Origin of the sequence: Reinekea sp. G2M2-21 (assembly GCF_015687175.1) — a bacterium.
In the GTDB taxonomy this organism is placed as follows: Bacteria; Pseudomonadota; Gammaproteobacteria; order Pseudomonadales; family Natronospirillaceae; genus Reinekea.
This window is the reverse complement of sequence record NZ_JADPQG010000001.1, coordinates 1525362-1549062: the sequence shown is the minus strand read 5'-3', so window position 1 is coordinate 1549062 and position 23701 is coordinate 1525362. Positions and strand designations below refer to the sequence as shown.

Here is a 23701-nt window from a genome sequence, read left to right as displayed (position 1 = left end):
CGAGCATTTGTTCGCCTTTTTTAGTTTTGGTGTCACAGATTTGATTTGTTAGTCGTCCATGCTAACACTGGTTGAACCAATTTTGTGAATAGACAAATCTGCACCTTTATATTCTTCTTCCTGGTCCAAACGTAACGGTGTGAACTGTTTTATCAAGCCATAGGCTATAAAACCACCGATAACGGCGACCAATACACCGGTCACTGAACCGATAACTTGAGAAATAAAGCTAACGCCACCTAAACCTCCTAACCCCTGTAAGCCAAAAATTCCAGCCGCGATACCACCCCACAAACCGCACAGACCGTGCAGTGGCCAGACACCGAGTACGTCATCGAATTTTTTGAGGTTGTTTTGTGCCCAGGTAAATACAAACACGAATAATCCACCGGCAATAGCACCGGTGACGAGCGCGCCGATGGGGTGCATCAGGTCGGAGCCTGCACATACCGCCACCAATCCCGCGAGCGGGCCGTTATGAATGAAGCCTGGATCGTTTTTGCCAGCGAATAAAGCGACCAGCGTTCCGCCAACCATGGCCATCAGGCTGTTCACCGCCACTAATCCGGAAATGGAATCTATGGTCTGCGCAGACATAACGTTAAAACCAAACCAGCCTACCGTGAGGATCCAGGCGCCTAAAGCCAGAAATGGAATGCTGGAAGGGGCGAAGGCCACCAAACGTCCGTTGCGAAATCGTCCGTTTCGGGAACCTAATAGCAAGATTGCTGCAAAGGCAACCCAGCCGCCAAACGCGTGAACCACAATAGAACCGGCAAAATCATGAAATGGCGCGCCAAACGAATTTTCTAACCACGCTTGGTAGCCGTAGTTTCCGTTCCAGATGAGTCCTTCAAAAAATGGGTAGGCTAGCCCAACTATTAGGAACGAAGCGAGTAGAAAAGGATTAAAGCGTGCCCGCTCAGCAATACCGCCTGAAATAATGGCTGGTATAGCGGCCGCAAAGGTCAGTAGGAAGAAAAATTTAACGAGCTCATAACCGTTGTTTTGCGTTAATTCTGTCGCACTGCCAAAAAAAGACGACCCGTAGGCAACCCAATAACCAATAAAGAAATACGCAATCGTCGAAACGCCAAAGTCTGTGATGATTTTAACCAGCGCGTTGACTTGGTTCTTGTGCCGAACCGTGCCGACTTCCAGAAACGCAAAACCTGCGTGCATGAACAGCACCATAATGGCGCCTAATAAGATAAATAATGTGTTGGTACCCGTGGTTAAGGTTTCCACTGCGCTTGAAATGGTGTCCAAGTTTGCCTCCGCCGTTAGAGATGGCACCAAATTGGTGCTAGATAATTGAATTTTAAGTATTGCTTACGGGGTGTAGCGAGAATCGTGCCGAATGTGTGCAGCTGGTCGCCTTGGTGCGATTTTCTGGTGCGTCAGGCCTTATCTTGATGGTGCGGAGTATCTTTTGGGTTGTCTCTGCAAATAAAAAATGCAAAAAAATGGTGCGTTTAGGGTATTTGCGCACTAAGTTGGCTCGGCAAATAACCCTTAGAGTTTTTTACAACTGGGTCATTCTTTTGGCAGGCTGGTGGGATTAAAAAGGCAGCGCAGACTTGGCTGCCTTTTCAAAAATAGCAAAACAGTAAAACGATGTTTCTCCGGAAAGGCGTTTACGTCGAAAAATGCTTATCGTACTTCAGCAGCAAACAACTGAGTTATCTGTCGAGAACTCCGGTACCGGTATGTAATCGTCCGCTTGCCAATCATTTTCCCAGGTTTCATCATCGATCAGAAAGCGGTATTGATAGGACTTGCCTGTTTCTAAGTCGAGATCGATTTTAAACTCTCCGGATTTCAGTTTTTTAAGCACATGTTTTTCAGGTGCCCAGTCATTAAAGTCGCCGACCAGGGTGACTTTTTCGGCATCTGGGGCAGCATCCTTAGGTAGGGTAAAGGTACATTTGCAGACGGGTTTGGATTTCAGAAATTTCTTTTTGATCGCCATAGTTAGACTCCTAACGGTAAATGTCCATGTCGCTCTTTTGATACCGCAAAAAGAGTGTTCTCAATTCGATGTTCGGCACCGATGAGTTATTAGCACATATTAGTCCAAGTAAAACTGCATTCTGTGTCAAAAGAATGAATGAAAGAAGCAAAAAGTGGAAAATTGTCACTTTTTGGTGGAAAGGTAGCTTTATGATGGACTTATCTTTAGGGATTGCTGCAAACGGGTGGGCTATTTATACTTGAGGTTCACTTTTTTTGAAGACAGGTAAGTAGCGTTGGTCGCATTCAGTTTGGTTTTCGTGGCAGTAATTGTCTTTTTAATGGGCCCACGCGCCAAAGTAGAGCTGTTTTGGAGTCACCGAACCGAGCGGGTGCATACGGATAAAAATTTTGAGGATTTAACCGCGGCCGACTTAAAAGCGCTCAAAGAGCGAATTACTCAGGCTGAGTTGTATGTCCCTGATGTTGTTGATGGCGCCGAAAAGCACATTGCCTTCTCATCTGAATCCCGCCCCAAACGAACGAAATTCTGTGTGCTTTATATTCATGGTTATTCGGCATGCCGCCAGGAAATATCACCCGTACCAGAAAATATTGCCCAAGCTCTTCACGCTAACTACTACGCAACACGCTTAACTGGGCATGGGATTGATGGCGAAAGATTAGCCGCCGCGAAACCCAGTGATTGGTTGTTTGACCTCGCTGAGGCTTGGTCTGTCGCCCGCCAGCTAGGTGAAAAGGTTATCGTTATCTCGACTTCCACCGGTGGTACGCTGACCACCTGGTTGGCGCAACAGGACGATGTCAAACCGCACTTGGCGGCGTTGATTATGGTGTCACCTAACTTCCGACCTTACCATTGGGCAATGCCGTTGTTTTTATGGCCATGGGCAAAATATTGGATGCCTTTGATTGCAGGAAAGACTTATGGCTGGGAACCGGCTAACGAGGGTGGGGCAAAATATTGGACATACCGTTATCCCATTTCAGCGATTCATACCATGGCCGCAACCGTAAAGGCTGTTGTTAAATCCGATTTAACGACAATAGAGACTCCAACTCTGTTTTTATATGCTGACGACGATAAGGTTGTCAGTGCTCGTCGTACGGATGCGGCCGTTCGACGCTGGGGTTCTAAAATTAAGCATCGGATCGCTATACCGCCCAAACCCGCAGACAACAATCACGTGGTGACCGGCGATATCGTTCGACCCGAAGCAACCGAGCAGTTTACGAAGGATATTCTCGCCTTTTTAAAGCAATATATCGTTTGATCTGATTAAAAAACGATCGGTTGCAGTCCTGCGGCCTTCTGTTAAAATTCGCGACCTTAAAAATTCAGACGGGGTAGAAATGTCCCGGCACTGCACTTACGATGCAGCCAGCAGAGGTCTCTATGAACACTATCGTCGTATCGGCGCTATATCACTTTGTGCGCTTGGATAATCCGCTTGAACAGCGCGACCCCCTTTTAAAATTTCTGGATCAGCACGATATTCGTGGCACGTTAATCTTGGCCGAAGAAGGTATCAATGGCACGGTGTCAGGTACGCGCCAAAGTATCGATGCACTCTACCAGTGGTTTAAAGAACATCCCCAATTAGCGGGCGTTAAAGCAAAAGAGTCGTTTCACGACAGTCAGCCGTTTTATCGAACCAAAGTCAAAATCAAAAAAGAAATTGTCACCATGGGCGTTGAGGGTGTCGACCCGAAAGAGGTTGTCGGCACCTATGTGAAGCCAACGCAGTGGAACGAACTGATTTCCGATCCTGAGGTTTTGTTGATCGACACGCGGAACGACTACGAATACCAGATAGGTAGTTTCAAAGGCGCCGTTAACCCTAAGACCGAGACCTTTCGCGAATTTCCGGACTACGTAAAAGAAAATCTCGATCCTGCTAAACACAAGAAAGTGGCTATGTTTTGTACCGGTGGTATTCGCTGCGAAAAATCAACTGCGTATCTGAAAGAGCAGGGCTTTAATGAGGTATATCATCTGGAAGGTGGCATTCTGAAATACCTCGAGGAAGTAAAAGCGGACGCCTCAATGTGGGATGGTGAATGCTTTGTGTTTGATAATCGTGTGTCTGTTGGTCATGAGTTAGCGGTGGGTGATTATGAGTTGTGTCATGCCTGTCGCAAGCCACTGTCCGCAGCCGATCGTCAACATGAGTATTTTAAAGAAGGTGTCAGCTGTCATCATTGTCATGATCAGGTTTCAGATAGACAGCGACAACGATACGCGGAGCGTCAGCGGCAACTGCAGATTGCAAGAAGTCGGGGTGAGCACCATATCGGAAAAGATGCCGCAAAAACAAACGATCAGCGTCGTCGTGAAAAATTGGAGCAACGCCGCAAGCAAAGACAGCAGAGTTTAAAAAAGGTGAAAGCTTCGTCATGACATTCAAACCTGAACTATTGAGTCCGGCCGGAACACTCCGCAACATGCGTTATGCGTTTGCTTACGGTGCCGATGCCGTTTATGCCGGCCAGCCACGGTATTCTCTGCGTGTCAGAAATAACGATTTTACGCTTGCGAACCTGGAAACGGGAATTCATGAAGCGCATGCCCAAGGCAAGCAGTTTTATGTGGCCAGTAACATTGCACCGCACAACGCAAAAATCAAAACCTACATGCGTGATATTGAGCCGGTGATTGAGATGAAACCGGATGCATTGATCATGTCTGATCCAGGCTTGATCATGCTGGTACGTGATCGCTTTCCTGATCAGGTAATCCACTTGTCGGTACAGGCCAATGTGGTGAATTATGCATCAGCGGAATTCTGGTACCGTCAGGGTATAAAAAGAATAATATTGTCCCGTGAATTATCACTCGATGAAATCGCGGAGATTCGGCAGAATTGCCCTGGCCTGGAAATTGAAACCTTTGTTCACGGCGCATTGTGTATTGCTTATTCGGGCCGTTGTTTATTGAGCGGTTATATCAACAAACGCGATCCAAATCAGGGAACCTGTACCAACACCTGCCGCTGGAAATACAACGCGCATGAAGCCAAAGAGGACGCCAGCGGTGATTTTGTTCCGACTGATCCTAAAATCTGGACGCCACCAGAAAACAAGATTGCCTCAGACGCGCCGACGTTGGGAGAGGGAGCGCCCACAGATCAAATCTTTCTTTTGGAAGAAGAGCAGCGCCCCGGTACTTTTATGCCAGCCTATGAAGATGAGCATGGCACTTACATTATGAACTCAAAAGATCTGCGCGCTATCCAGCACGTCGAGAGTCTGACCAAGATGGGTGTACATAGCCTGAAAATTGAAGGCCGTACAAAGAGTCATTACTATGTCGCGCGTACGGCACAGGCGTATCGCAAGGCGATCGACGATGCGGTGGCAGGAGAAAGCTTCGATAAGGGGCTCATGAATACGTTGGAGAATCTGGCACACCGCGGTTATACCGAAGGTTTTTACCGCCGACACGTTCACGATGAATATCAAAATTATGAAACGGGCCGCTCGGTGGGCGTGCATCAGCAATTTGTCGCAGAAGTATTTGATCGGAATGGTGAAGAAATTTACCTGCGCGCAAAAAATAAGTTTGCTGTGGGCGATTCTGTGGAACTGATGACACCGAATGGCAATCACACGTTCACATTAGAACATGTGCAAAATGCAAAAAATAACAAAGATATGACGGAAGTACCCGGCGCCGGGTACGATGTTAAGATCCGACTACCCGAATCAATGGCAAAAGATGCGCAAACTTATGGTTTGATCATGAAAAATTTATAAGTCCGTTTTGGACAAACTCTATTTCGCAACATACACCATAAAAACAATCACAGGTGTGTTCGTAACTAGTGATTTTTTAAAAATTGATGGAATAGGTGTATGACACAGAAACGATATTTGGGTTTGTTTTTTATTGCCGCCGCCGGTGCTGGTTCAATGGCTATCGCTGCCGAGTCCTGTTCGGAGCTGAATAACCGATTGGTTTTCAATGCGAACGGAACCGTGTCGGATACCAAAACAGGGTTAACCTGGTCGAGGTGCAATGTGGGGCAGGAATGGCAAGGCAGTCAATGTACGGGAAACAGTGCCAAGTATACCTTTGACGAAACCTCGGCAAATGTAAAGAAAGTAGGGCAGGGGTATCGTTTGCCGACGTTGACTGAGCTTTTGTCTATCGTTGCGTATGACTGTGGTGAGCCTGCGGTTCATAAAAGCTGGAAGGCGATCGAAAGCGGTTTCTACTGGACATCAACGGATGCCTTTGGTGGTTTCAAGAATACGGTGTTAATGACAACGGGGGAGGAATACCCGATGAATACCGATATAGATGCCTGGTCGCTGTTGGTAAAATAAAAAAAGGGGCTCTAGCCCCTTTTTATAAGATACGCTTAAAGGTGGTGAGCAGTTTATCCGGTTGAAATGGTTTCACCATCCAGCCAGTCAGGCCTGCCGCTTTCCCTTCTTGTTTTTCTTTATCAGATGACTCTGTTGTCAGCATGATGATCGGAGTACTTCGATAATTGGGCTTTTGCCTAAGTTCTTTAACCATGTCCAAACCGTTTTTGTTGGGCATATTTTTATCGGTTAAAATCGCATCGAATTGTGTTGCTGATGCCATAGCCAAGCCTTCAACGCCATCCTTTGCTTCCGTTACGTCGTGACCTGCGCTTTTTAGCGTGAAACTTGCGAGCTGACGCATGGAGGCTGAATCTTCGACGATCAGGATTTTACTCATTGCTTAGAATCGCAAACCAACGGCAACGTAACCCGCCGAAGGGTGTGAGCCAGCTTCGATGATGATGGAACTGCTGTTTACATCAATATTAAAGCCGATTTCCGCACCAAGTCCGAAATTAGTACCATTGCCAACCCCAATCGCTGGACCAAGGCTGCCATAGACGCTGATTCCCTGTGCGACGCCGATCAAGATGCCACCCGACAATTCGGCACCCAACGCCAGTTCATTACCAAAACCTGCGCCGAGTTCGATTTCACCAAAGGTACCGATGCCATTAGAGCTCAAAAATTTGATATTCAGTGGGATACCCCGAGAAGCGACAACTCCCAGGCCACCATAACTTGCTAAAGCCAATTCGGTCCCGCCTTTGCCACCGGCGAACGAAAATGAGGAGGCTGCAGTGATCAGAGATAATACGATTGCAAAGCGCTTTAACATATTTTTATTCCATTGAGTCAAACGAGTATTCGATTATAGCGGAGAAATCTTTCTCAGGGCTAATTGTGCAGTCTGGAAAGTGTTCGTGGTTTGGCGAGTCTGGCCAATAGCCCGGTTCAAAACAGAATGCGCCATGGGTTGCGAAGCGTGTATCGTCGCTCTTGGGTGTGCCCCCCAAAAAATTTCCGGTGTAGAACTGCATGCCTGGAAGAGTTGAACGGCAGGTTAATTGGGTGTTTGATCCTGTATGTCGGGCCTGTGCCAGTATCTTAAGTTGCTGGTCATCAGGGTAACAAAAACAGTGATCAATGCCGCCAGCGCGGATAAGTTGCTCATCGCACAGTGGGGTTAGCTTTGTGAGTACATCTGTCCAGTTTGCGAAATCTAATACAGTGCCGCTGCTGTTCAATACGCGGCCGGTAGGCAGCGCATCGTCATCGGCTTCAAGGTACTGGTGACTGGCGAGTTTAAATTCATGGTCGCGTAGAGAACCTGAGGTTTCGCCATCGAGGTTGAAGTAAGCATGATTCGTCAAGTTCAGAAGAGTCGGTGCGTCGGTGCTGGCGTGATACTCGAACCGCACGGTGTCATCATCTGTGAGCGTGATTTTGACCGTCGTCTTCAGATTTCCGGGAAAGCCACCTTCACCATCGGGGGAAAAGTGAGAGAAGGTCAACGTTGGGGTTGCATCATCGGCAAGTTCAATTCTGCTTTCCCACAATTTGAAGGAAAAACCATGACTGCCGCCATGCAGGTGGTGCGGAGGTAGGTTAACTTCAACTTGAATGCGTTCACCATTCAGCTGGGCTTGTCCGTGTCCGATGCGGTTGGCCCAACGACCGACCGTACTGCCCAGAAAGGCGTGCTGGTGAGCAAAGGTTTGCGCATCATCACAGCCGAGAACCAGACTCTGACTGTCTCGTTGACGTTTAAAGCCAATCCAGGACGCGCCAAGGTTCAGAAAGCTGGCTTCAGTTCCATGACTGTTGCGCAGTAAAAATTTCTTTATAACGGATCCATCATCCAGTGTGCCGAACTCGACTTCCGAAATACTTGCTCTCATGGCTTTCTCATACCAATACGACGAATAGAGTGGCTGGTATTATGCCACAAACGCTCCATTTACTGCTTGGCAAATATAAACTGATTCGCGTATCCCAAAAGTTTCTTCATAGTGTTTGGCGACATGCTCAACAACAGCGTCAACGTATTGCTCTGCAATCAAGGCCACCACGCAACCACCGAAACCACCACCGGTCATTCGCGCGCCCCCAGCACCAGCTGGTAGAACTTCGTTGATCAGGCCAACCAAACCATCGATGGGCGCGACTGTAATGTCGAAATCCTGTTTCATGGACTGATGTGATTCGGCCATGAGTTGACCCATGGTTACCCAGTCTTTCTTCCCCAGGGCTTCTGCTGCTCGCAAAGTGCGATCGTTTTCAGAAATGACGTGATGGGCTCGTCGAAAGGGCAAGTCATCCATGCTGTCCTGGTGGGACTGGAGTAAGGGCATGGTAGCGTCACGGAGGGCGCCAACACCCAATACATGAGCAGCCTGAAGGCACTGTTGTCGTCGTTCATTGTATTTACTGTCGACCAACCCACGTTTGACGTTGGAATTGAAAATGACGATTCGGAAGGTTGGGTCCAGACTGACTGGTTTGCTGGTTAAGTCCCGACAGTCAATCAGTAAGGCATGATCCTGTTCGCCCCTTGCGCAAATGAGCTGATCCATAATTCCGGTATGCGCGCCGATAAACTCATTCTCGGTTTGTTGGCCAAGAAGTGCCGCTTGGGTCGGGTCAATGGATTCCTCCGCCAGGGCCGACACGGTGCGAATCAATACAATTTCCAGCGCAGCAGAAGAGCTGAGTCCTGCGCCATAGGGTACGTCCCCGGCAATGGCGATATCGAGCCCGCAGACACGATGATTCTGCTTTAGCAGAATGTCGTAAACGCCGCGAACATAGTTTGCCCACGTGGATTCTGCGCTTGGGAATAGAGGCAGCCCAAAGTCAAATTCAACCACTTCTTCGTCAAAATTGACGGCACAGACCCTAACAATGGTGTCTTCTCGCTTATGAGCAACGATCGCCGTCCCAAAGTTTATGGCTGCCGGAAGCACGAAGCCGTCGTTGTAATCCGTGTGTTCACCAATGAGGTTAACCCTGCCTGGTGCATAAAATTGATGGCTGGGAGCGTAGTTGAAGCGTTTGGTAAAGGCTGCTGTGGCCAGTTCGTGTAAAGTCACCGTTGCGCTACCTTGTAGTGGATGTTACTGGTTTCCTGTAATCGTTTCGCTGCCTGTTCGGGCGTAAGGTCCCGTTGTGGTTCTGCTAACATTTCATAGCCAACCATAAATTTCCGTACAGATGCATTGCGCAACAGGGGCGGATAAAAATGTGCGTGTAGCTGCCAAGCAGGGTCGTTGGCTTTGCTTGTTGGTGCACCGTGCCAACCCATGGAATAAGGGAACGAGGTTGCAAACAGGTTATCGTAGCGGGTGGTTAGCTGTTGTAATGCGTCTGCCAGACTGGCTTTCTGAGTATCGTCTAATTGATTTATTTGTTGGCAGGCAAATTTCGGCAGCAACAGTGTTTCAAATGGCCAGGCTGCCCAATACGGTACGACCGCTATCCAGTGCTGATTTTCAACCACGGTGCGTGTGCCATCTTTACTTTCGCGAAAGGCATAGTCGAGCAACATAGGGCGTTCATGTTGATCGAAGTAACGTCGCTGCTCAATGTCCTCTTTGGCTGGCAAGGTCGGTACCGTCGAGTTTGCCCAGATCTGACCGTGCGGATGTGGTTGGGAGCAACCCATTACCGCGCCTTTGTTCTCAAACAGCTGTACCCATTCGTAGCTTGCGCTTAACCGAGTAAATTCTGACGCCCAGGTGTCTATGACCGTAAGAATCGATTCCAGTGACAGTTCGGGCAATGTTTTGCTGTGGTCTGGGCTGAAACAAATGACGTGTGCTTCGCCTCGTTCTGCTTTGAGCGTGAACAGAGGGTCGGGTGAACTTTCGGTTTCGGGGGTGATTTTCTGCAATGCCGCGAAATCGTTTTCGAACACAAACGTCGCCGTGTAGTCAGGGTTGATATCGCCCGAAATCCGCTCATTCCCTGGGCACAGGTAACAATGGGCATCATAGCTTGGCATTTGCTCTGTTTCAGCTGTTTCCTGTTGCCCCTGCCAAGGTCGTTTTGCGCGATGGGGTGACACCAGAACCCATTCTGCTGTCAGAGGGTTTAAACGTTTATGTGGGTGCACAGAAGGGTCGAAGCGGACGTTTGGCACGGCGTAATCCTGAATTGTCTTTTTTAGCAGAGTTTAGCGAATTTGAAAACGTTTTCAAGCCCTGAGTTCTTGTTTAATGTCAAAAAATGATTCAGTATCTGAAACCTGTTTCAAGAAAGAGAAATAAGCGTGGCTAACATTAAGGATGTCGCTCGGGCGGCGGGTGTTTCGGTTTCAACAGTATCGCGGGTCATAAACAATTCGGCGTCCGTGGTGCCTGAAAAGCGGCAGGCCGTGCTGAGTGCAATGGACACGTTGAAGTATCAGCCCAATACCTTAGCCAGAGCGTTGGTCAGTAATCGCAGTGATTGCATCGGTTTGCTGGTTGGTGAAATTGAAGCCCCGTTTTTTGGGCAGCTCATGGCTGGGGTACACCGCGTTGTTATGGCCGCTGGTAAGCATGTCATTGTTACGGCAGGTTATCACCAGTCCGAGCAGGAGCGTGGCGCCATTCGGTTTTTGCAGGAACGTCGTTGTGACGGCTTGATTATTCACTCTAAAGCCATTCCAGATGATGAGATCATTGAATTATTCCAGCGTGATACTCCTGTGATGGTGGTCAATCGATTAATCCCTGGTTGGGAAGACCGTTGTGTATATCTGGACAATGAATACGGCGCTTATCTCGCGACCCGCCATCTGATCAGCAAAGGGCACCGCAATATTGCATATATCGGTACCAACATCGCTATTGAAGATGGTGAAAGTCGGATTGCCGGTTATCGTCGGGCATTGACCGAAGCCGAAATTGAATTCGATGATCGCAAGTTGGTAAAAGCTTTTCCCGATGAAGAAGGCGGTAATTATGCGATGGCGGAAGTGATGTCCCGAAACCTCGGTGTTACAGCGCTGTTTGCATACAACGATGCTATGGCCGCTGGGGCAATGGTCATGCTGCAGGATTCTGGGCGACAGATCCCTGAAGAAATTTCTATAGTCGGATTCGACGATGTTATTTTGGCACGCATATTAAAGCCTCACCTGACGACCATTCGTTACCCGGTGAATGAAATGGGGGCACTGGCGGCCGGATTGGTTTTGCACGCGTTGGACGATAAGTATGAAAAAATCGATCAGCCTCTGCGCTTTACGCCAAGGCTGATTGAGCGTCAGTCCGTGTATTCCAGATAACGGCCATTCGTTGTCGCAGGCGATTGCTCTGTTTGTTCGTGGTTTTGCAGGGTTTGATTCTGGATTTTCATTTATTTTCTTCTTAATGTCCTGAAATTAGGCCGCACTTCAGCGGCCATTGGTTTCATTTTCTTCCTATACTGTTCTCCACAACAAAGAGCCGGGTATTTACGGCTATTCCGCACAACGATACTGAGTGACGGGCTCCGTTAAGTAACAGGCTCCGTTTAGTAACATCGTTTTGCACAGCGCTACCCATTGAACTGAATCTGGAGAAAACAATGAAAATAGGCGTCCCTAAGGAAATTAAAAACCACGAATACCGCGTAGGCTTAACGCCAATGGCTGTAGTGGAACTCATTCACAATGGACATCAGGTTGCCGTGGAGACGTTGGCTGGCGACGCAATTGGCTTCAGTGATCAGCAATATATCGATGCCGGTGCCGATATCTTAGGTACGGCAAGTGCCGTTTTTGACTGGGCTGACATGATCGTGAAAGTCAAAGAACCGCAGGCTGTTGAGCGTGCGATGCTGAAGCCATCTCACACATTATTTACCTATTTGCATCTGGCACCGGATGTCCCGCAAACCCAAGACCTGATTAACTCTCAAGCGGTCTGCATTGCTTATGAAACGGTAACGGATCGCAACGGCCACCTGCCGCTGTTGGCACCAATGTCTGAAGTCGCAGGACGTATGTCTATACAGGCTGGTGCGCATTCGCTTGAAAAAGCGCAGGGTGGGCGTGGCTTACTGCTGGGTGGTGTACCCGGTGTGGAGCCGGCTAAGGTCGTCGTGATCGGCGCGGGTGTTGTTGGTCAAAACGCAGTCGCGATGGCGGTGGGTACCGGCGCTGACGTTGTCGTGCTCGATAAAAACACCGACGTATTGCGTCAAATGGACAAGCAATATGGCAACCGAATTAAAACGGTTTACTCAACCAAAGAAGCGTTGGATCGTCATGTGATTGAGGCTGATCTGGTGGTGGGAGCAGTGTTAATCCCTGGGGCAGCCGCGCCCAAACTGGTGACTCGTGAAATGATTGGCCGAATGAAGAAGGGTGCTGTTCTGGTGGATGTCGCCATTGACCAGGGTGGTTGCTTTGAAACCTCCAAAGCAACTACGCACGCCGAACCAACCTATGTCGTCGACGATGTGGTTCATTATTGTGTGGCAAATATGCCTGGTGCCGTGGCGCGTACCTCAACGATAGCTCTGAACAATGCAACCTTGCCATTCGTTCTGGCGCTGGCAAACAAGGGTGCAAAACAAGCTATGCTGGATGATGCGCATCTGCTGAATGGTTTGAATGTCTGTCGAGGTAAAGTGACCTATAAGAGTGTCGCTGACGATCAGGGTCTACCATACGTATCGCCAGCAGATGCACTCGAATTGATCTAAACAGCGCGCGAGTTCAATGCGTTGCAGGCGACTGTAATTAGATCATTGTTGTCGCTTCTTGTGGTAGATGCTCGGTAAGCTGGTTTGCTCTTCATAAAAATGCGTACGCTGCAAAGCTTACGCATTTTTTATTGCGAGACGCGTGGTAAACTCGCCGTTTTTATCGGTGTAGAGCGGTTATGATAGGTGTCTTTGATTCCGGTGTTGGTGGGTTAACCGTATTAACTCAGATCCGACAGCGGGTACCCGATGCAGCATTGTTGTATGTTGCTGATCAGGCCTATTCTCCTTACGGTGATCTTAGTGAAGCCCAAGTTTTTGAGCGTAGTCGTTTGATTACCCAATGGCTGATTGGACAAGGTTGTGCGGTCATCGTGATCGCCTGCAACACGGCGACGGCCATTGCCATCGATCAGTTACGGTCCTTATTTTCTATTCCGATTGTGGGGGTCGAGCCGGGCGTTAAACCGGCTGCGTTAAGCTCACGAACCGGTAAAGTGGCTATTTTAGCGACTGAAAACACCTTGGCTTCACAGCGTTATCGTCGGCTAATGGCTGGGTTTCTGCCTAATGTGACCGTGCTGAACCAGGCCTGTTCAGGCCTGGCGGATGCGATTGAATTCAGACCTACTGAAATCCCTGCGTTGTTGGACAAATACACAAGTGCCTTCGAGGCCGAAGGTGTTGACCAGGTCGTGCTTGGTTGTACCCACTATCCATTAATCATCGAAGAGCTGAAGCGCGTTTTACCGGCGGCAATAAATATCGTCGACACAAGTGATGCCATAGCCCAGGAAGTGGCTCGCCGTGCGGCACCGTTACTCCTGACTAAAGATGCAGTGACGGTTTCTCTGCGCACCACAGCAAAACCTCAAGAAATGGAGCGCATGATTAAACGATATTCGTCGCTTGCCTGGTTGCAGGGTATACCAGCAGCATCTCTTAACCTCGGCAACCCTGAGTGATTTTTTTACCCTGAGCGGTGGCCGTAATTTGCAGTTTCAGTTCAACCTATGATCTGGCTCTTTACGCCACAGTACGTACGAATACACCGTCGCACTGATTAACACTGCTGCCATGATGATCAGGCTGATGCCTAGTGTGAGCTGATTTGCCCAAGGCGTACTGAAAAGGCTGAACAAACCGGTTGTAACCAGCCCGAAACCCGCCAAGCGATGTGTTTTGCGCCATACCTGCTCCGAACTTAGGGTCCAGGGGGTGCGGATGCCAAACAGAAAAGTAGAGCGGGTTTTGCCAATATAATTGCCCATTACCAATAGCAGCATGGCCATGCCGAGCGAGATAAATCGGGCGAGCGGCCAGTGCCATTGCCAAGCTTCACTCAATATGAACAATTGCAATGTCAGAAAGAACAACTGAACTGCCCAAAACACCCCCTGGTAAGCACGACTGGACATCATCAGGTTTTGCTTGCGTGGTTCAAACATGGGCAATATTGTCATGACCAGTGCAATTAGAACCGACACGGCGGGTAGCATGAGCAAGGCAAACCACTTATTTGCGTAACTGTCAGGCTCTAAATTAATGTTCCAGTGAATGGGTAATTGCAGATCAGAGGGTAAAGAAAGACACACATAAAAAGATGTAACTGCGATGATGACCCAAGCCGCTGTAAAAAGGGTTAGGTTCAGGCTGATAGTGGGTTTATTCGTCATCTTTTTTCCCCAAGTCGAAATAGCTCATTAGTTCAAGTAGCGTTTCTTCCAAAACACTAACATTCAGTTGGTAAGCAATAAAATTGGCTTGTTTTTCGCTCGTAATCAGGTTGGCCGCTTTTAGTATTGAAAAGTGCCGCGAAAGCGCCGGCGCACTGATCATAAAATGCTCGCCAATTTCACCGGCGGTCATATCTGAACGACGCAATAACTGCAAAATTTTCCGGCGGGTCGGATCGCTTAACGCTTTGTACGCCTCGTTCATAACTATTTAACCGTTTTGTTAATTAGTTAAATAGTAGGGATGTCGTCGGCAAATTCATTAGCCATTAGTAACTGATTCAGAAAAATAACTTGGATAAACCTAGTGGAGTCCCGATTATGGCCTAATCGCAAAAAAGGAAACCGTCATGTCAGAAGCTGAAGCTGTGTCAAATACAGCAGAACCCGAACCGAATTCGCCAAAACCCGTAAAACCCATCTCGTTTCTGGCGCAATTGTGGCCTTATTTGTCTCGGTATAAAAAAGTGATGGCTGGTGCCGCCACTGCTTTAATTTTTACCTCGTTGATCACCCTCGCGCTCGGGCAGGGCGTTCGACTGGTGATCGACGAAGGTATTCTGTCGCAATCGCTGTCTTCATTGAATTCAATGCTGGCGTTTGTCATGGTCTTGGTCATTGCAATGGCGATTGGAACCTTCATTCGCTTCTACCTTGTGACTTGGTTGGGCGAGCGCATCTCGGCCGATTTGCGTAACGATGTTTTCAATCATCTCGTGCATATGCACCCGAGTTACTTTGAAGAAAATCAAAGTGGCGAAATCATGTCGCGTCTGACCACCGACACTACTCTGTTGCAATCCATCATCGGCTCAAGCCTTTCATTTGCCCTTCGTAATGCATTAACTGTAACGGGCGGCTTAATTATGCTGTTCGTGACCAATTTGAAACTATCCGCCGTAGTGATGTTGGGGGTGCCCGCCGTGTTGATTCCGGCGATCTGGATGGGGCGACGAGTTCGCCGCCTAAGCCGGGAGAGTCAGGATACGGTCGCCGACGTTGGTTCCTACGCCGGGGAAATTATCCGCCAAGTTAAAACTGTCCAGTCTTATGCGCGTGAAGGGTTCGAAACCTTGGCGTTTGGCAGGGAAGTGGACAAAGCCTTTTATGTGGCCAAAAAACGCATTCGAACGCGTTCCTTTTTACTGGGTATCGTGATGATGCTGGCATTCAGCGCCATTGCCGCCATGGTTTGGGTTGGCGGCTATGATGTGATGACCGGTAAAATGTCCGGTGGCGAACTGGCCGCCTTTGTCTTCTATGCGCTCATGGTGGCATTCGGCGTAGCGGGTGTTTCTGAAGTCTACGGTGAAATTCAACGCGCCGCCGGAGCCACTGAACGTTTGATGCAATTGCTCAATGAAACGTCGCTGATTCAAAGCCCTGCAGTGGCAAAGCAACCCCGTGCAGATTCAGAGGATCATGTCCGCTTGGAAGGCGTAAGCTTTTTCTACCCGAGTCGGCCAGATAAGCCGGCGTTGAAAGACCTGAATATTCACATAAAGCGTGGTGAAACGGTTGCGCTGGTGGGACCCAGCGGCGCCGGTAAGTCGACTCTTTTTGAATTGATGCTGCGTTTTTACGACCCTCAACAGGGGCGAGTAAAAATAGGCGATGTTGATATTCGCGAACTGAATCTCGATGAGCTGCGCAAGCCGATGGCTTTGGTGCCTCAGCAACCGGTGTTGTTCAGTAATAATGTCTGGCACAACATTCGTTACGGTCGCCCAGATGCCAGTGACGAAGAAGTAATAGCCGCAGCCAAAGCTGCTCATGCTTATGACTTTATCATGGACTTACCAAACGGTTTCGACAGTGACTTGGGTGAGAACGGTGTCCGTTTGAGTGGAGGCCAGAAGCAGCGGGTGGTCATTGCGCGCGCGATATTGAATGATCCCGATATCCTCCTATTGGACGAAGCCACGAGTGCGCTGGATGCTGAAAGTGAGTTCCAGGTGCAGAAAGCGCTCGAGGAACTGATGAAAAACCGTACGACTATAATTATTGCACACCGTCTGGCCACTGTACTGGGGGCCGACCGTACGATAGTGATGCATCATGGTGAAGTGGTCGCTGAAGGCACGCATGCCTCGCTGGTCGCCACATCGCCTTTGTATAAGCGTTTGGCGGATTTGCAGTTTGGATCTGACAAACTGGCGGAACAAGCTTTAGCCGAATAGCTTTATGTAGGGCACCGATAGACATTCAAATGAGTGATGGCAGTTGTCGTCACTCTTCGTTTTATGTACACACCCAGTCATTACCTCTCCCGTCGCCCCACCTGACAATCGTCAAACTCGTCTATACATATATTTTGAAAAGTGTACACTTATCAAAATTTCACCGAGTTCCCAAATGAACAGCCTTTCAAAGAAAGACGAATGTTGTGGTCGAGGCGGCTCACGTCCCGGTTGTGGTCGAAAACCAGGCGTTAAAACCCGTCCGGTACGCTTGCCGGAATGGCTACTGGATGCGTTAGAGGAGCAGGGCGATGCCCGCCATGCCATCGTTCATGCCTGCGTGCATCACTTCAACCTGAAATGCCCGAACCCTTCTGAAGGTAACAATGACTAAATCCCGATTTATTATTCATTATTTCTTGCTCAATAAATATTCGTATCTGTTTGCGACTGTCTGCATTTTTGCTGTGAACTGGTTTCAGGTCGAAATACCGCACTACATTAAACTGGCGATAGATTTGTTGGGCGAAAACAGCAGTGATTCCCACGCCGAATTGGTCAGAAATGTTTGGATTGTGATTGTGCTTGCGGTTGTGATGGTAGGTATACGAATTCTGTCACGCATGTATGCGTTAAACCCTGGGCGTATCACCGAAGCCGAATTAAAAAATGACTTGTTTTACAAATTAAACCGCTTGCCTAACGCTTTCCACAAAAAGTTTGCGTCCGGAAAACTGATTTCCATCATCAACAACGACCTGAACGGTATCCGGTTGTTTTATGGCATAGGCTTCCTTCAATTGGTTAACGTTATTTTCGCATTGTCGTTAACGCCGATCTGGATGTGGCGCATCTCTCCCGCGCTAACACTGTATTCTGTTGTCCCCATCTTGGTTGCTTTTGTGATTTTCAGCCAAGGTTTCAAGAAGATGCGCTCTATGCACACGGAGCGATTAAAACGCCTGCAAGATGTATCCGAGCAGCTGATGAACTATCTGGCCGGAATTGATCTCATTAAAAACCAGCAAATGGGTGCATGGGTCAGCCAGGAGATTGATCGCGTGAACCAGTCGCTACTTGAAACAACCATGCGAATTACCCGAATACAAACCTTTGTCATGCCAGTGTTAGATCATGCCAATAACCTGATGAAAGTGGTGATTCTGGGGCTCGGTGGTGTTTACCTGTTACAACAGAACCTGACCTTGGGCGAAATTACCGCCTTTCTGTCTTACTCCGTGTTGTTGGCACTGCCGTTAATGCAGTTGGGTCGTATCGCCGTTGTTTTCCAAATGGGGATGGTCAGCATCGACAGTGTTTTAACCATCCTGAACAGCGAAATACCTGAACAAGATGCACAGGCATCTGCAGAGGGTGGTTCCAGAAAGAGTCAAACTCTGCGCGTAGAAAATCTCAGTTATCGGTATTCGGATGCTGACGACAGCGTATTAAAGAATATCAGTTTCGTTATAGAACCCGGTAAAAAGGTAGGCGTTCTGGGCAGTATCGGTTCGGGCAAAAGTACGCTGGTGAACTGCATTAATCATCATCTGGATATTGAACAGGGTCAGGTATTTTGGGGTGATGATGATGTTGCAACGATGCCGAGACAGGATTGGCGAGCCAGAATCCGGACCATCACCCAAGAACCTTATTTGTTTTCCGATACGATTGAACAGAATATTCGCTTTGGCAGTGGTCAGCAGGGCTATAAGCAAGCCGACATCGAAAAGGTGATTCAATTGAGCCAATTCGCAGACGATGTGGCTCGGTTTGAAAAAGGCGACCAAACCATAGTCGGTGAGAAGGGGATTATGTTATCTGGCGGGCAAAAACAACGCCTGAGTATCGCTCGTGCGCTATTGAGTCCGAGCGACTTGATTATTATGGATAATGTGTTGTCGGCGGTGGACTACGACACGGAACGTAAAATTCTGGCCGGCATGTTAGATAGAATAAAAGATCAGTCGGTATTGATTGTATCGCATCGCGTTAGTGCACTGGAGTCTATGGACGAAATTCTCGTTCTCGATCATGGCGAAATAATCGCCCGTGGCTCGCATCATTCTCTGTTGGAATCATCAGACTATTACCGACAAACTTGGCTATTGCAGCAAAATGAAGCGGAGGCGGTGGCATGATAAATGTAATTGACCTCAACTATCTGAAGCACTTTTTGCTGTTCGCTCGCAAATACAAAGTACCTGCGTTTATTGGTATTGCGATGTTGCCTGTATCTATTGCGACCAGTTTAGCGTTTCCTTGGTTAACCATTAAAGTGATCGATGAGCACCTGGCCATCGGGGAACTGACGGGTTTGTCTGTTTTAATTTTTCTGATGGTGATCGTTACTCTTTTAAATTACATTTCGGAAAGCAGTTATTCTTATTTCTTGCGGAAAATGGGGCAGTATACCGTCTTTGATATGCGCATGGCCTTGTTTGGTCGCATTTTGAAATTACCGCGCAGTTATTTTGATCGGACACCGACCGGTGTGACACTCTCGCGGTTAACCAGCGACCTGGAAGCCATATCCGACTCCTTTGTTTTGAGTTTTCTATCTCTGGTGCGGGACTCCATCAACACCGTTGCTTTGCTGGTGTTAATGTTGGTGATTGACTGGCAGTTAACGTTGGTGGTTCTTGTTGTGTTTCCACCAGTACTTTACCTCACGCACTTCGTGCGTAATAAGCTGCGCGCTATGTTTAAAATTACCCGTTCATCCTTAGCCAAAGGCACAGGTTATTTGCAGGAATGTTTGCTCGGGATTAAAACGGTTCAACTTTACCGGGCTGAACAGGAAGTGGAAGCGCGATACAAAGAACACACGTCAGAGTTTCTACATGCACAATTAAAAACCAACAAATACGACGCCGCGTTGTTTTCCATCATTACCGGCGTAACCTCTATTACCATTGGTTTAATCATTTGGTATGGATCCGGGTTGGTCTTGCAAGAGGCATTGTCCCTTGGGGTTTTAATTGCGTTTATCAATACAATGGAGAAAGTGTTTGTGCCGCTGCGCGATTTTACGTCGCAGATCGCAGCCATTCAGCGATCCTTTGCCGCGTTTGATCATATTGAAGAATTGTTTACGGAAACTCTGGAAGAAGATGGGCGACAGTTACTGAAGTCCGAGGATGTAGCCAACCGCTTGCGCGATTTTGAGTCGCTGGAATTCCGTAATGTCTCTTTCCGCTACAACAGCCAAACGCCGTATGTATTAAAGGATGTGTCGTTTAAATTGGAAAAGGGGCATCAGTTGGCCTTGGTAGGCACAACGGGGTCGGGCAAATCAACGATTCTGCGATTGATCTCCAAGGTATATCAGGACTATGAAGGCAGCATTTTGTTGAACGGACTGGAACTGTCTGCATTGGCCATTGAGGATTCCATGCATTTATTTTCCTTGATGCAACAAGATGTTTTTCTCTTTGAACAAAGTATTCGGTTCAATATTTCCTTGGGTAAAGAAGGGATTGATGACCAACAGGTCCGCGACGCAGCTGCGTATGTTTACGCTAATGAATTTATTGATAGACACGAACAAGGGTATGACCTTAAGCTGAATGCTAACGGCAGTAATTTGTCGGCAGGCCAAACGCAGCTCATATCCTTTGCGCGAGCAGTCGCTCAAGGGGGGCAGGTCATTATGTTGGATGAAGCAACCAGTTCCGTTGACTCCATTACCGAGAACCTGATTCAAAAAGCCATTAGTCGATTCTTTGCAGAAAAAACAGTGATCGCCATTGCCCACCGATTAAGCACCATTCGCCATTCCGATACGATTCTCGTGCTCGATCAGGGGCGCATCGTAGAACAGGGTAATCATGAATCGTTAGTGGCCAAGGGTGGCGCCTATGCCAACTTACTTAGTGAAACTCAGGCCACCGTAAACGGTGCTTTGGAGATTATTTGAACCTAATGCTTAGTGATGTCGTCTGGCTGTCCGTATTTATTGTGATTGCCGGGCTTTGGTGGCACGGTCAGGGTGTCAAAGCTTCAGCTTTGAAGCATGTGAAGCGCTACTGTGATGATCACGATATTCAATTGTTGGATGAATCGCTGGTATTGCGTAAGCTGTGGTTTGCCCGCAACAGCAGGGGAGCCATTAATTTACAACGGACTTATTGTTTTGAGTTCACCTCAACCGGTGAATACCGCTATCGCGGCACGGTTTCGCTATTAGGGTATCGATTGCAGTCGATCGATGCCCAAACTCATCACTTGCAGTAAACACTGACAGTGACGCGTCTCTGGATGATTAGCATGCCGTAACGCGGACCTGAATTGCGGTCATCACATCCATTTCTCACTTATTGCGGTATCTTTTTCTTCTTAATGCATTTTATCAGGGCGGGATATGACGCCCTGAGTATCTCAATTTCTGGTGGTTCATCAGCCGACCAGACTTCACCTTTTTGACATGGCTTCTCTATTTCAGTTGTTCGCATTTCAACCAAATTAGGTTGTATTGGGCTCTAAAATATAAAGAGAACGAAATATTAGAGAGCAAAATAAAATAAACATCGACTTCTTGGTATCGTGCTGAAATCCCCTGTTATGGCTGTTTCGATTGTTTTTATGCTAATAAATAAGGCAAAAATCGCCAGAATTACGCGAAGAATTCTTTCGTGTACTTGAGGTTCCCACATGATATTGGTTATCATTTATTTTAAATTGAACGATCAATTAAAAATAAATCAGACCGGAGAGGAGGCAAGTGCATGCCAAAAGTGGGGATGAAGCCATTGCGTCAACATCAGTTGATTGAAGCGACGCTGCTGTCTGTTGAGCGTCATGGTCTGATGGGTACGACAATTAGTACCATTGCTCAGTTGGCAGGTGTTTCCACTGGCATTATTAATCATTACTTTGGTGGTAAGCAGGGGTTGTTGGCTGCAACAGTACGATTTTTGCTGCAGTCGTTGCACGATGAGTTAATGAAAGAATTGCGCCAGATAAATCCTGAGGATTCAGTTGCGCGATTGCGCGCGATTATCAAGGCAAATTTTGCCCAGATTCAAACCTCTGATAAAGCCTCTAAAACCTGGTTGGCGTTCTGGTCCCAGGCCATGCATGACCCGGAATTCTCCGCACTTCAGCAAGTTAATGAGCGTCGTTTACTCTCTAATCTGCGCTTCTCCTTTCGTCGGTTGTTGCCGAAAGAACGGGTGGAGGAAGCTGCACAGACCACTGCCGCGTTGATCGATGGTCTTTGGTTGCGGATGGCGTTGAGCACTCATCCCATTTCAGTCGCAGACAGCGGAAATTATTGCATGGCCTATGTCCAAGGCGTCATTCGACAGTCTCAAACTCAGGCCAATGTAACTCACAAAACGCTAGGAACAAGACGACATGACTAACGACATTTTTCAGTCCTTTATTGATGGGCAATACGTTGCCGGCGAAGCAGGAGAAGTCTTTAACGTTATTAATCCTGCCACCGGTCATGTGGCGTATCAGGTAGAGCAAGCCAGTGAAGATCTTGTTAACCGAGCAGTCGAAAGCGCACTACGAGGGTTTGCACGATGGTCTGCGATGACGGGCACAGAACGTGGTCGCATTTTACTAAAAGCGGTTGCCCTGTTACGGGATCGTAACGATGAGTTAGCTAAGATTGAGGTGATTGATACGGGCAAACCCTGGCAAGAAGCCAGTGTAGTAGATGTCGCAACCGGAGCGGATTCTATCGAGTTTTTTGCCGGATTGGCGGCGTCGATAGAGGGTAATCAGCAGGATTTAGGGGGCGATTTCTATTACTCTCGGCGTGAGCCATTAGGTGTCTGTGCGGGCATTGGTGCGTGGAATTATCCTTTACAGATCGCGTGCTGGAAAGCCGCGCCCGCGCTGGCAGCCGGAAATGCAATGATTTTCAAACCCTCGGAGGAAACGCCATTGGGGGCACTCAAATTGGCGGAAATATTTCGTGAAGCAGGTTTACCCCCTGGCGTATTTAATGTGGTACAAGGTAACCATCGTGTGGGTGAGCTGTTAACCCATCATCCGGATATCGCCAAGGTGTCTTTTACCGGTGAAGTCGGCACCGGGAAAAAGGTTATGGCTGCCGCTGCATCAACATTAAAAGATGTCACGATGGAGTTGGGTGGTAAATCCCCACTGATCGTATTCGAAGACGCAGATATTGATCAGGCTGTTTCCGCAGCCATGTTAGGTAACTTCTATACGCAGGGCGAGATATGCACCAATGGCACTCGAGTGTTTGTGCATGAGTCCATTCAAGATGCTTTTTTATCACGACTTGTTCAGCGGGTAAAAGAGAACATCGTTATTGGCGACCCAATGAATCCATCGGTAAATTTTGGTGCACTGATTTCAAAAAAACATCAGACATTGGTGTTGAACTATATCGAAAAAGGAAAAGCTGAAGGTGCCACATTGTTATGTGGTGGCACTGCCTTGTCGCCGACCGATGTTCCCGATGGATATTTTGTCGCACCAACTGTTTTCACCGATTGTCACGACGACATGACTATCGTACGAGAAGAAATATTTGGACCGGTGATGTCGGTACTGTCGTTCAACGGTGAGGAAGAGGTCATAGCGCGCGCTAATAACACTCACCTAGGGCTGGCCGCGGGCGTGTTCACCAACAACATTCAGCGAGCACACCGGGTTATTCACCAGATCAAGGCAGGAATTTGCTGGATTAATGCCTACGGTAACAGTCCGGCAGAGATGGCGGTCGGTGGGTACAAGCAATCCGGCATCGGCCGCGAGAATGGCATGTCGACCTTGCATCAATACACCCAGCTGAAAGCGGTGTATGTCGGTATGAACCCGATCGAAAGCCCATTTTGA

At 48.1% G+C, this 23701-nt stretch carries 23 protein-coding genes; 14 read left to right on the top strand and 9 right to left on the bottom strand.

Annotated elements, in window-relative coordinates; all coding sequences use genetic code 11:
• Nucleotides 1–48 precede the first annotated feature (48 nt).
• Nucleotides 49–1269, bottom strand: coding sequence for an ammonium transporter (locus IYN85_RS07095; RefSeq protein ID WP_196158113.1), 1221 nt, complete (start codon nucleotides 1267–1269; stop codon nucleotides 49–51).
• Between the two features lie 394 nt (nucleotides 1270–1663).
• Nucleotides 1664–1972, bottom strand: coding sequence for an isoamylase early set domain-containing protein (locus IYN85_RS07090; protein WP_196158112.1), 309 nt, complete (start codon nucleotides 1970–1972; stop codon nucleotides 1664–1666).
• Between the two features lie 277 nt (nucleotides 1973–2249).
• On the opposite strand from IYN85_RS07090, the gene IYN85_RS07085 reads away from it, so the two are divergent.
• From IYN85_RS07085 to IYN85_RS07070, 4 genes are all read left to right on the top strand, one after another.
• Complete coding sequence (locus IYN85_RS07085; protein ID WP_196158111.1) at nucleotides 2250–3248, top strand: carboxylesterase; 999 nt, start codon at nucleotides 2250–2252, stop codon at nucleotides 3246–3248.
• A gap of 122 nt (nucleotides 3249–3370) precedes the next feature.
• The gene (locus IYN85_RS07080) at nucleotides 3371–4375 is read left to right on the top strand and encodes a rhodanese-related sulfurtransferase (RefSeq protein WP_196158110.1); all 1005 of its coding nucleotides are present in this window, start codon (nucleotides 3371–3373) and stop codon (nucleotides 4373–4375) included.
• Complete coding sequence (gene yegQ / locus IYN85_RS07075) at nucleotides 4372–5730, top strand: tRNA 5-hydroxyuridine modification protein YegQ (protein WP_196158109.1); 1359 nt, start codon at nucleotides 4372–4374, stop codon at nucleotides 5728–5730. Before IYN85_RS07080 ends, yegQ begins: the two co-directional genes overlap by 4 nt.
• Before the next feature lie 99 nt (nucleotides 5731–5829).
• Nucleotides 5830–6303: a DUF1566 domain-containing protein gene (locus IYN85_RS07070; RefSeq protein ID WP_196158108.1), complete on the top strand. Its 474-nt coding sequence runs from the start codon at nucleotides 5830–5832 to the stop codon at nucleotides 6301–6303.
• Between the two features lie 22 nt (nucleotides 6304–6325).
• Here the strand turns inward: IYN85_RS07070 and IYN85_RS07065 are convergent, their stop codons facing one another.
• From IYN85_RS07065 to IYN85_RS07045, 5 genes are read right to left on the bottom strand one after another with little or no spacing between them, the layout of a single operon-like run.
• Nucleotides 6326–6685 (bottom strand): response regulator, encoded by a 360-nt coding sequence (locus IYN85_RS07065; protein ID WP_196158107.1) that lies wholly within the window; start codon nucleotides 6683–6685, stop codon nucleotides 6326–6328.
• A gap of 3 nt (nucleotides 6686–6688) precedes the next feature.
• Complete coding sequence (locus IYN85_RS07060) at nucleotides 6689–7126, bottom strand: hypothetical protein (protein ID WP_196158106.1); 438 nt, start codon at nucleotides 7124–7126, stop codon at nucleotides 6689–6691.
• A gap of 4 nt (nucleotides 7127–7130) precedes the next feature.
• Nucleotides 7131–8189: an aldose epimerase family protein gene (locus tag IYN85_RS07055; RefSeq protein WP_196158105.1), complete on the bottom strand. Its 1059-nt coding sequence runs from the start codon at nucleotides 8187–8189 to the stop codon at nucleotides 7131–7133.
• A gap of 39 nt (nucleotides 8190–8228) precedes the next feature.
• Nucleotides 8229–9380 (bottom strand): galactokinase, encoded by a 1152-nt coding sequence (gene galK, locus IYN85_RS07050; protein ID WP_196158104.1) that lies wholly within the window; start codon nucleotides 9378–9380, stop codon nucleotides 8229–8231.
• Nucleotides 9377–10429, bottom strand: coding sequence for a UDP-glucose--hexose-1-phosphate uridylyltransferase (locus IYN85_RS07045; protein ID WP_196158103.1), 1053 nt, complete (start codon nucleotides 10427–10429; stop codon nucleotides 9377–9379). The genes galK and IYN85_RS07045 overlap by 4 nt, the downstream gene beginning before the upstream one ends.
• Nucleotides 10430–10558: 129 nt before the next feature.
• Here IYN85_RS07045 and IYN85_RS07040 point away from each other — a divergent pair, with 129 nt between their 5' ends.
• The 3 genes from IYN85_RS07040 to murI all read left to right on the top strand — a co-directional run bounded on the left by IYN85_RS07040 (nucleotide 10559) and on the right by murI (nucleotide 13928).
• Nucleotides 10559–11560, top strand: a complete 1002-nt coding sequence (locus tag IYN85_RS07040; RefSeq protein ID WP_196158102.1) for a substrate-binding domain-containing protein — start codon at nucleotides 10559–10561, stop codon at nucleotides 11558–11560.
• Nucleotides 11561–11841: 281 nt separating this feature from the next.
• Entirely contained in the window at nucleotides 11842–12963 is a 1122-nt protein-coding gene (ald, locus tag IYN85_RS07035) for an alanine dehydrogenase (protein WP_196158101.1), read from the top strand.
• Between the two features lie 179 nt (nucleotides 12964–13142).
• Nucleotides 13143–13928: a glutamate racemase gene (gene murI, locus IYN85_RS07030; RefSeq protein WP_196158100.1), complete on the top strand. Its 786-nt coding sequence runs from the start codon at nucleotides 13143–13145 to the stop codon at nucleotides 13926–13928.
• 36 nt (nucleotides 13929–13964) lie between these two features.
• Here murI and IYN85_RS07025 read toward each other — a convergent pair whose 3' ends face one another.
• Both IYN85_RS07025 and IYN85_RS07020 read right to left on the bottom strand, forming a co-directional pair.
• Nucleotides 13965–14639 (bottom strand): SdpI family protein, encoded by a 675-nt coding sequence (locus tag IYN85_RS07025; RefSeq protein WP_196158099.1) that lies wholly within the window; start codon nucleotides 14637–14639, stop codon nucleotides 13965–13967.
• Nucleotides 14629–14904: an autorepressor SdpR family transcription factor gene (locus tag IYN85_RS07020; RefSeq protein WP_196158098.1), complete on the bottom strand. Its 276-nt coding sequence runs from the start codon at nucleotides 14902–14904 to the stop codon at nucleotides 14629–14631. Before IYN85_RS07020 ends, IYN85_RS07025 begins: the two co-directional genes overlap by 11 nt.
• Nucleotides 14905–15049: 145 nt before the next feature.
• On the opposite strand from IYN85_RS07020, the gene IYN85_RS07015 reads away from it, so the two are divergent.
• The 7 genes from IYN85_RS07015 (at nucleotide 15050) to betB (ending at nucleotide 23701) form a co-directional block, all read left to right on the top strand.
• Entirely contained in the window at nucleotides 15050–16879 is a 1830-nt protein-coding gene (locus tag IYN85_RS07015) for an ABC transporter transmembrane domain-containing protein (RefSeq protein ID WP_196158097.1), read from the top strand.
• A gap of 175 nt (nucleotides 16880–17054) precedes the next feature.
• Nucleotides 17055–17273, top strand: coding sequence for a hypothetical protein (locus tag IYN85_RS07010; RefSeq protein ID WP_196158096.1), 219 nt, complete (start codon nucleotides 17055–17057; stop codon nucleotides 17271–17273).
• On the top strand, nucleotides 17266–19020 hold the full coding sequence (locus tag IYN85_RS07005) for an ABC transporter ATP-binding protein (protein ID WP_196158095.1): 1755 nt from the start codon (nucleotides 17266–17268) through the stop codon (nucleotides 19018–19020). Before IYN85_RS07010 ends, IYN85_RS07005 begins: the two co-directional genes overlap by 8 nt.
• Nucleotides 19017–20798 (top strand): ABC transporter ATP-binding protein, encoded by a 1782-nt coding sequence (locus IYN85_RS07000; protein ID WP_196158094.1) that lies wholly within the window; start codon nucleotides 19017–19019, stop codon nucleotides 20796–20798. Before IYN85_RS07005 ends, IYN85_RS07000 begins: the two co-directional genes overlap by 4 nt.
• 5 nt (nucleotides 20799–20803) lie before the next feature.
• Nucleotides 20804–21115, top strand: coding sequence for a DUF3301 domain-containing protein (locus IYN85_RS06995; protein WP_230390625.1), 312 nt, complete (start codon nucleotides 20804–20806; stop codon nucleotides 21113–21115).
• A 491-nt stretch (nucleotides 21116–21606) separates the two neighbouring features.
• Entirely contained in the window at nucleotides 21607–22245 is a 639-nt protein-coding gene (gene betI / locus IYN85_RS06990) for a transcriptional regulator BetI (RefSeq protein ID WP_196158092.1), read from the top strand.
• Complete coding sequence (gene betB, locus IYN85_RS06985) at nucleotides 22238–23701, top strand: betaine-aldehyde dehydrogenase (RefSeq protein ID WP_196158091.1); 1464 nt, start codon at nucleotides 22238–22240, stop codon at nucleotides 23699–23701. The genes betI and betB overlap by 8 nt, the downstream gene beginning before the upstream one ends.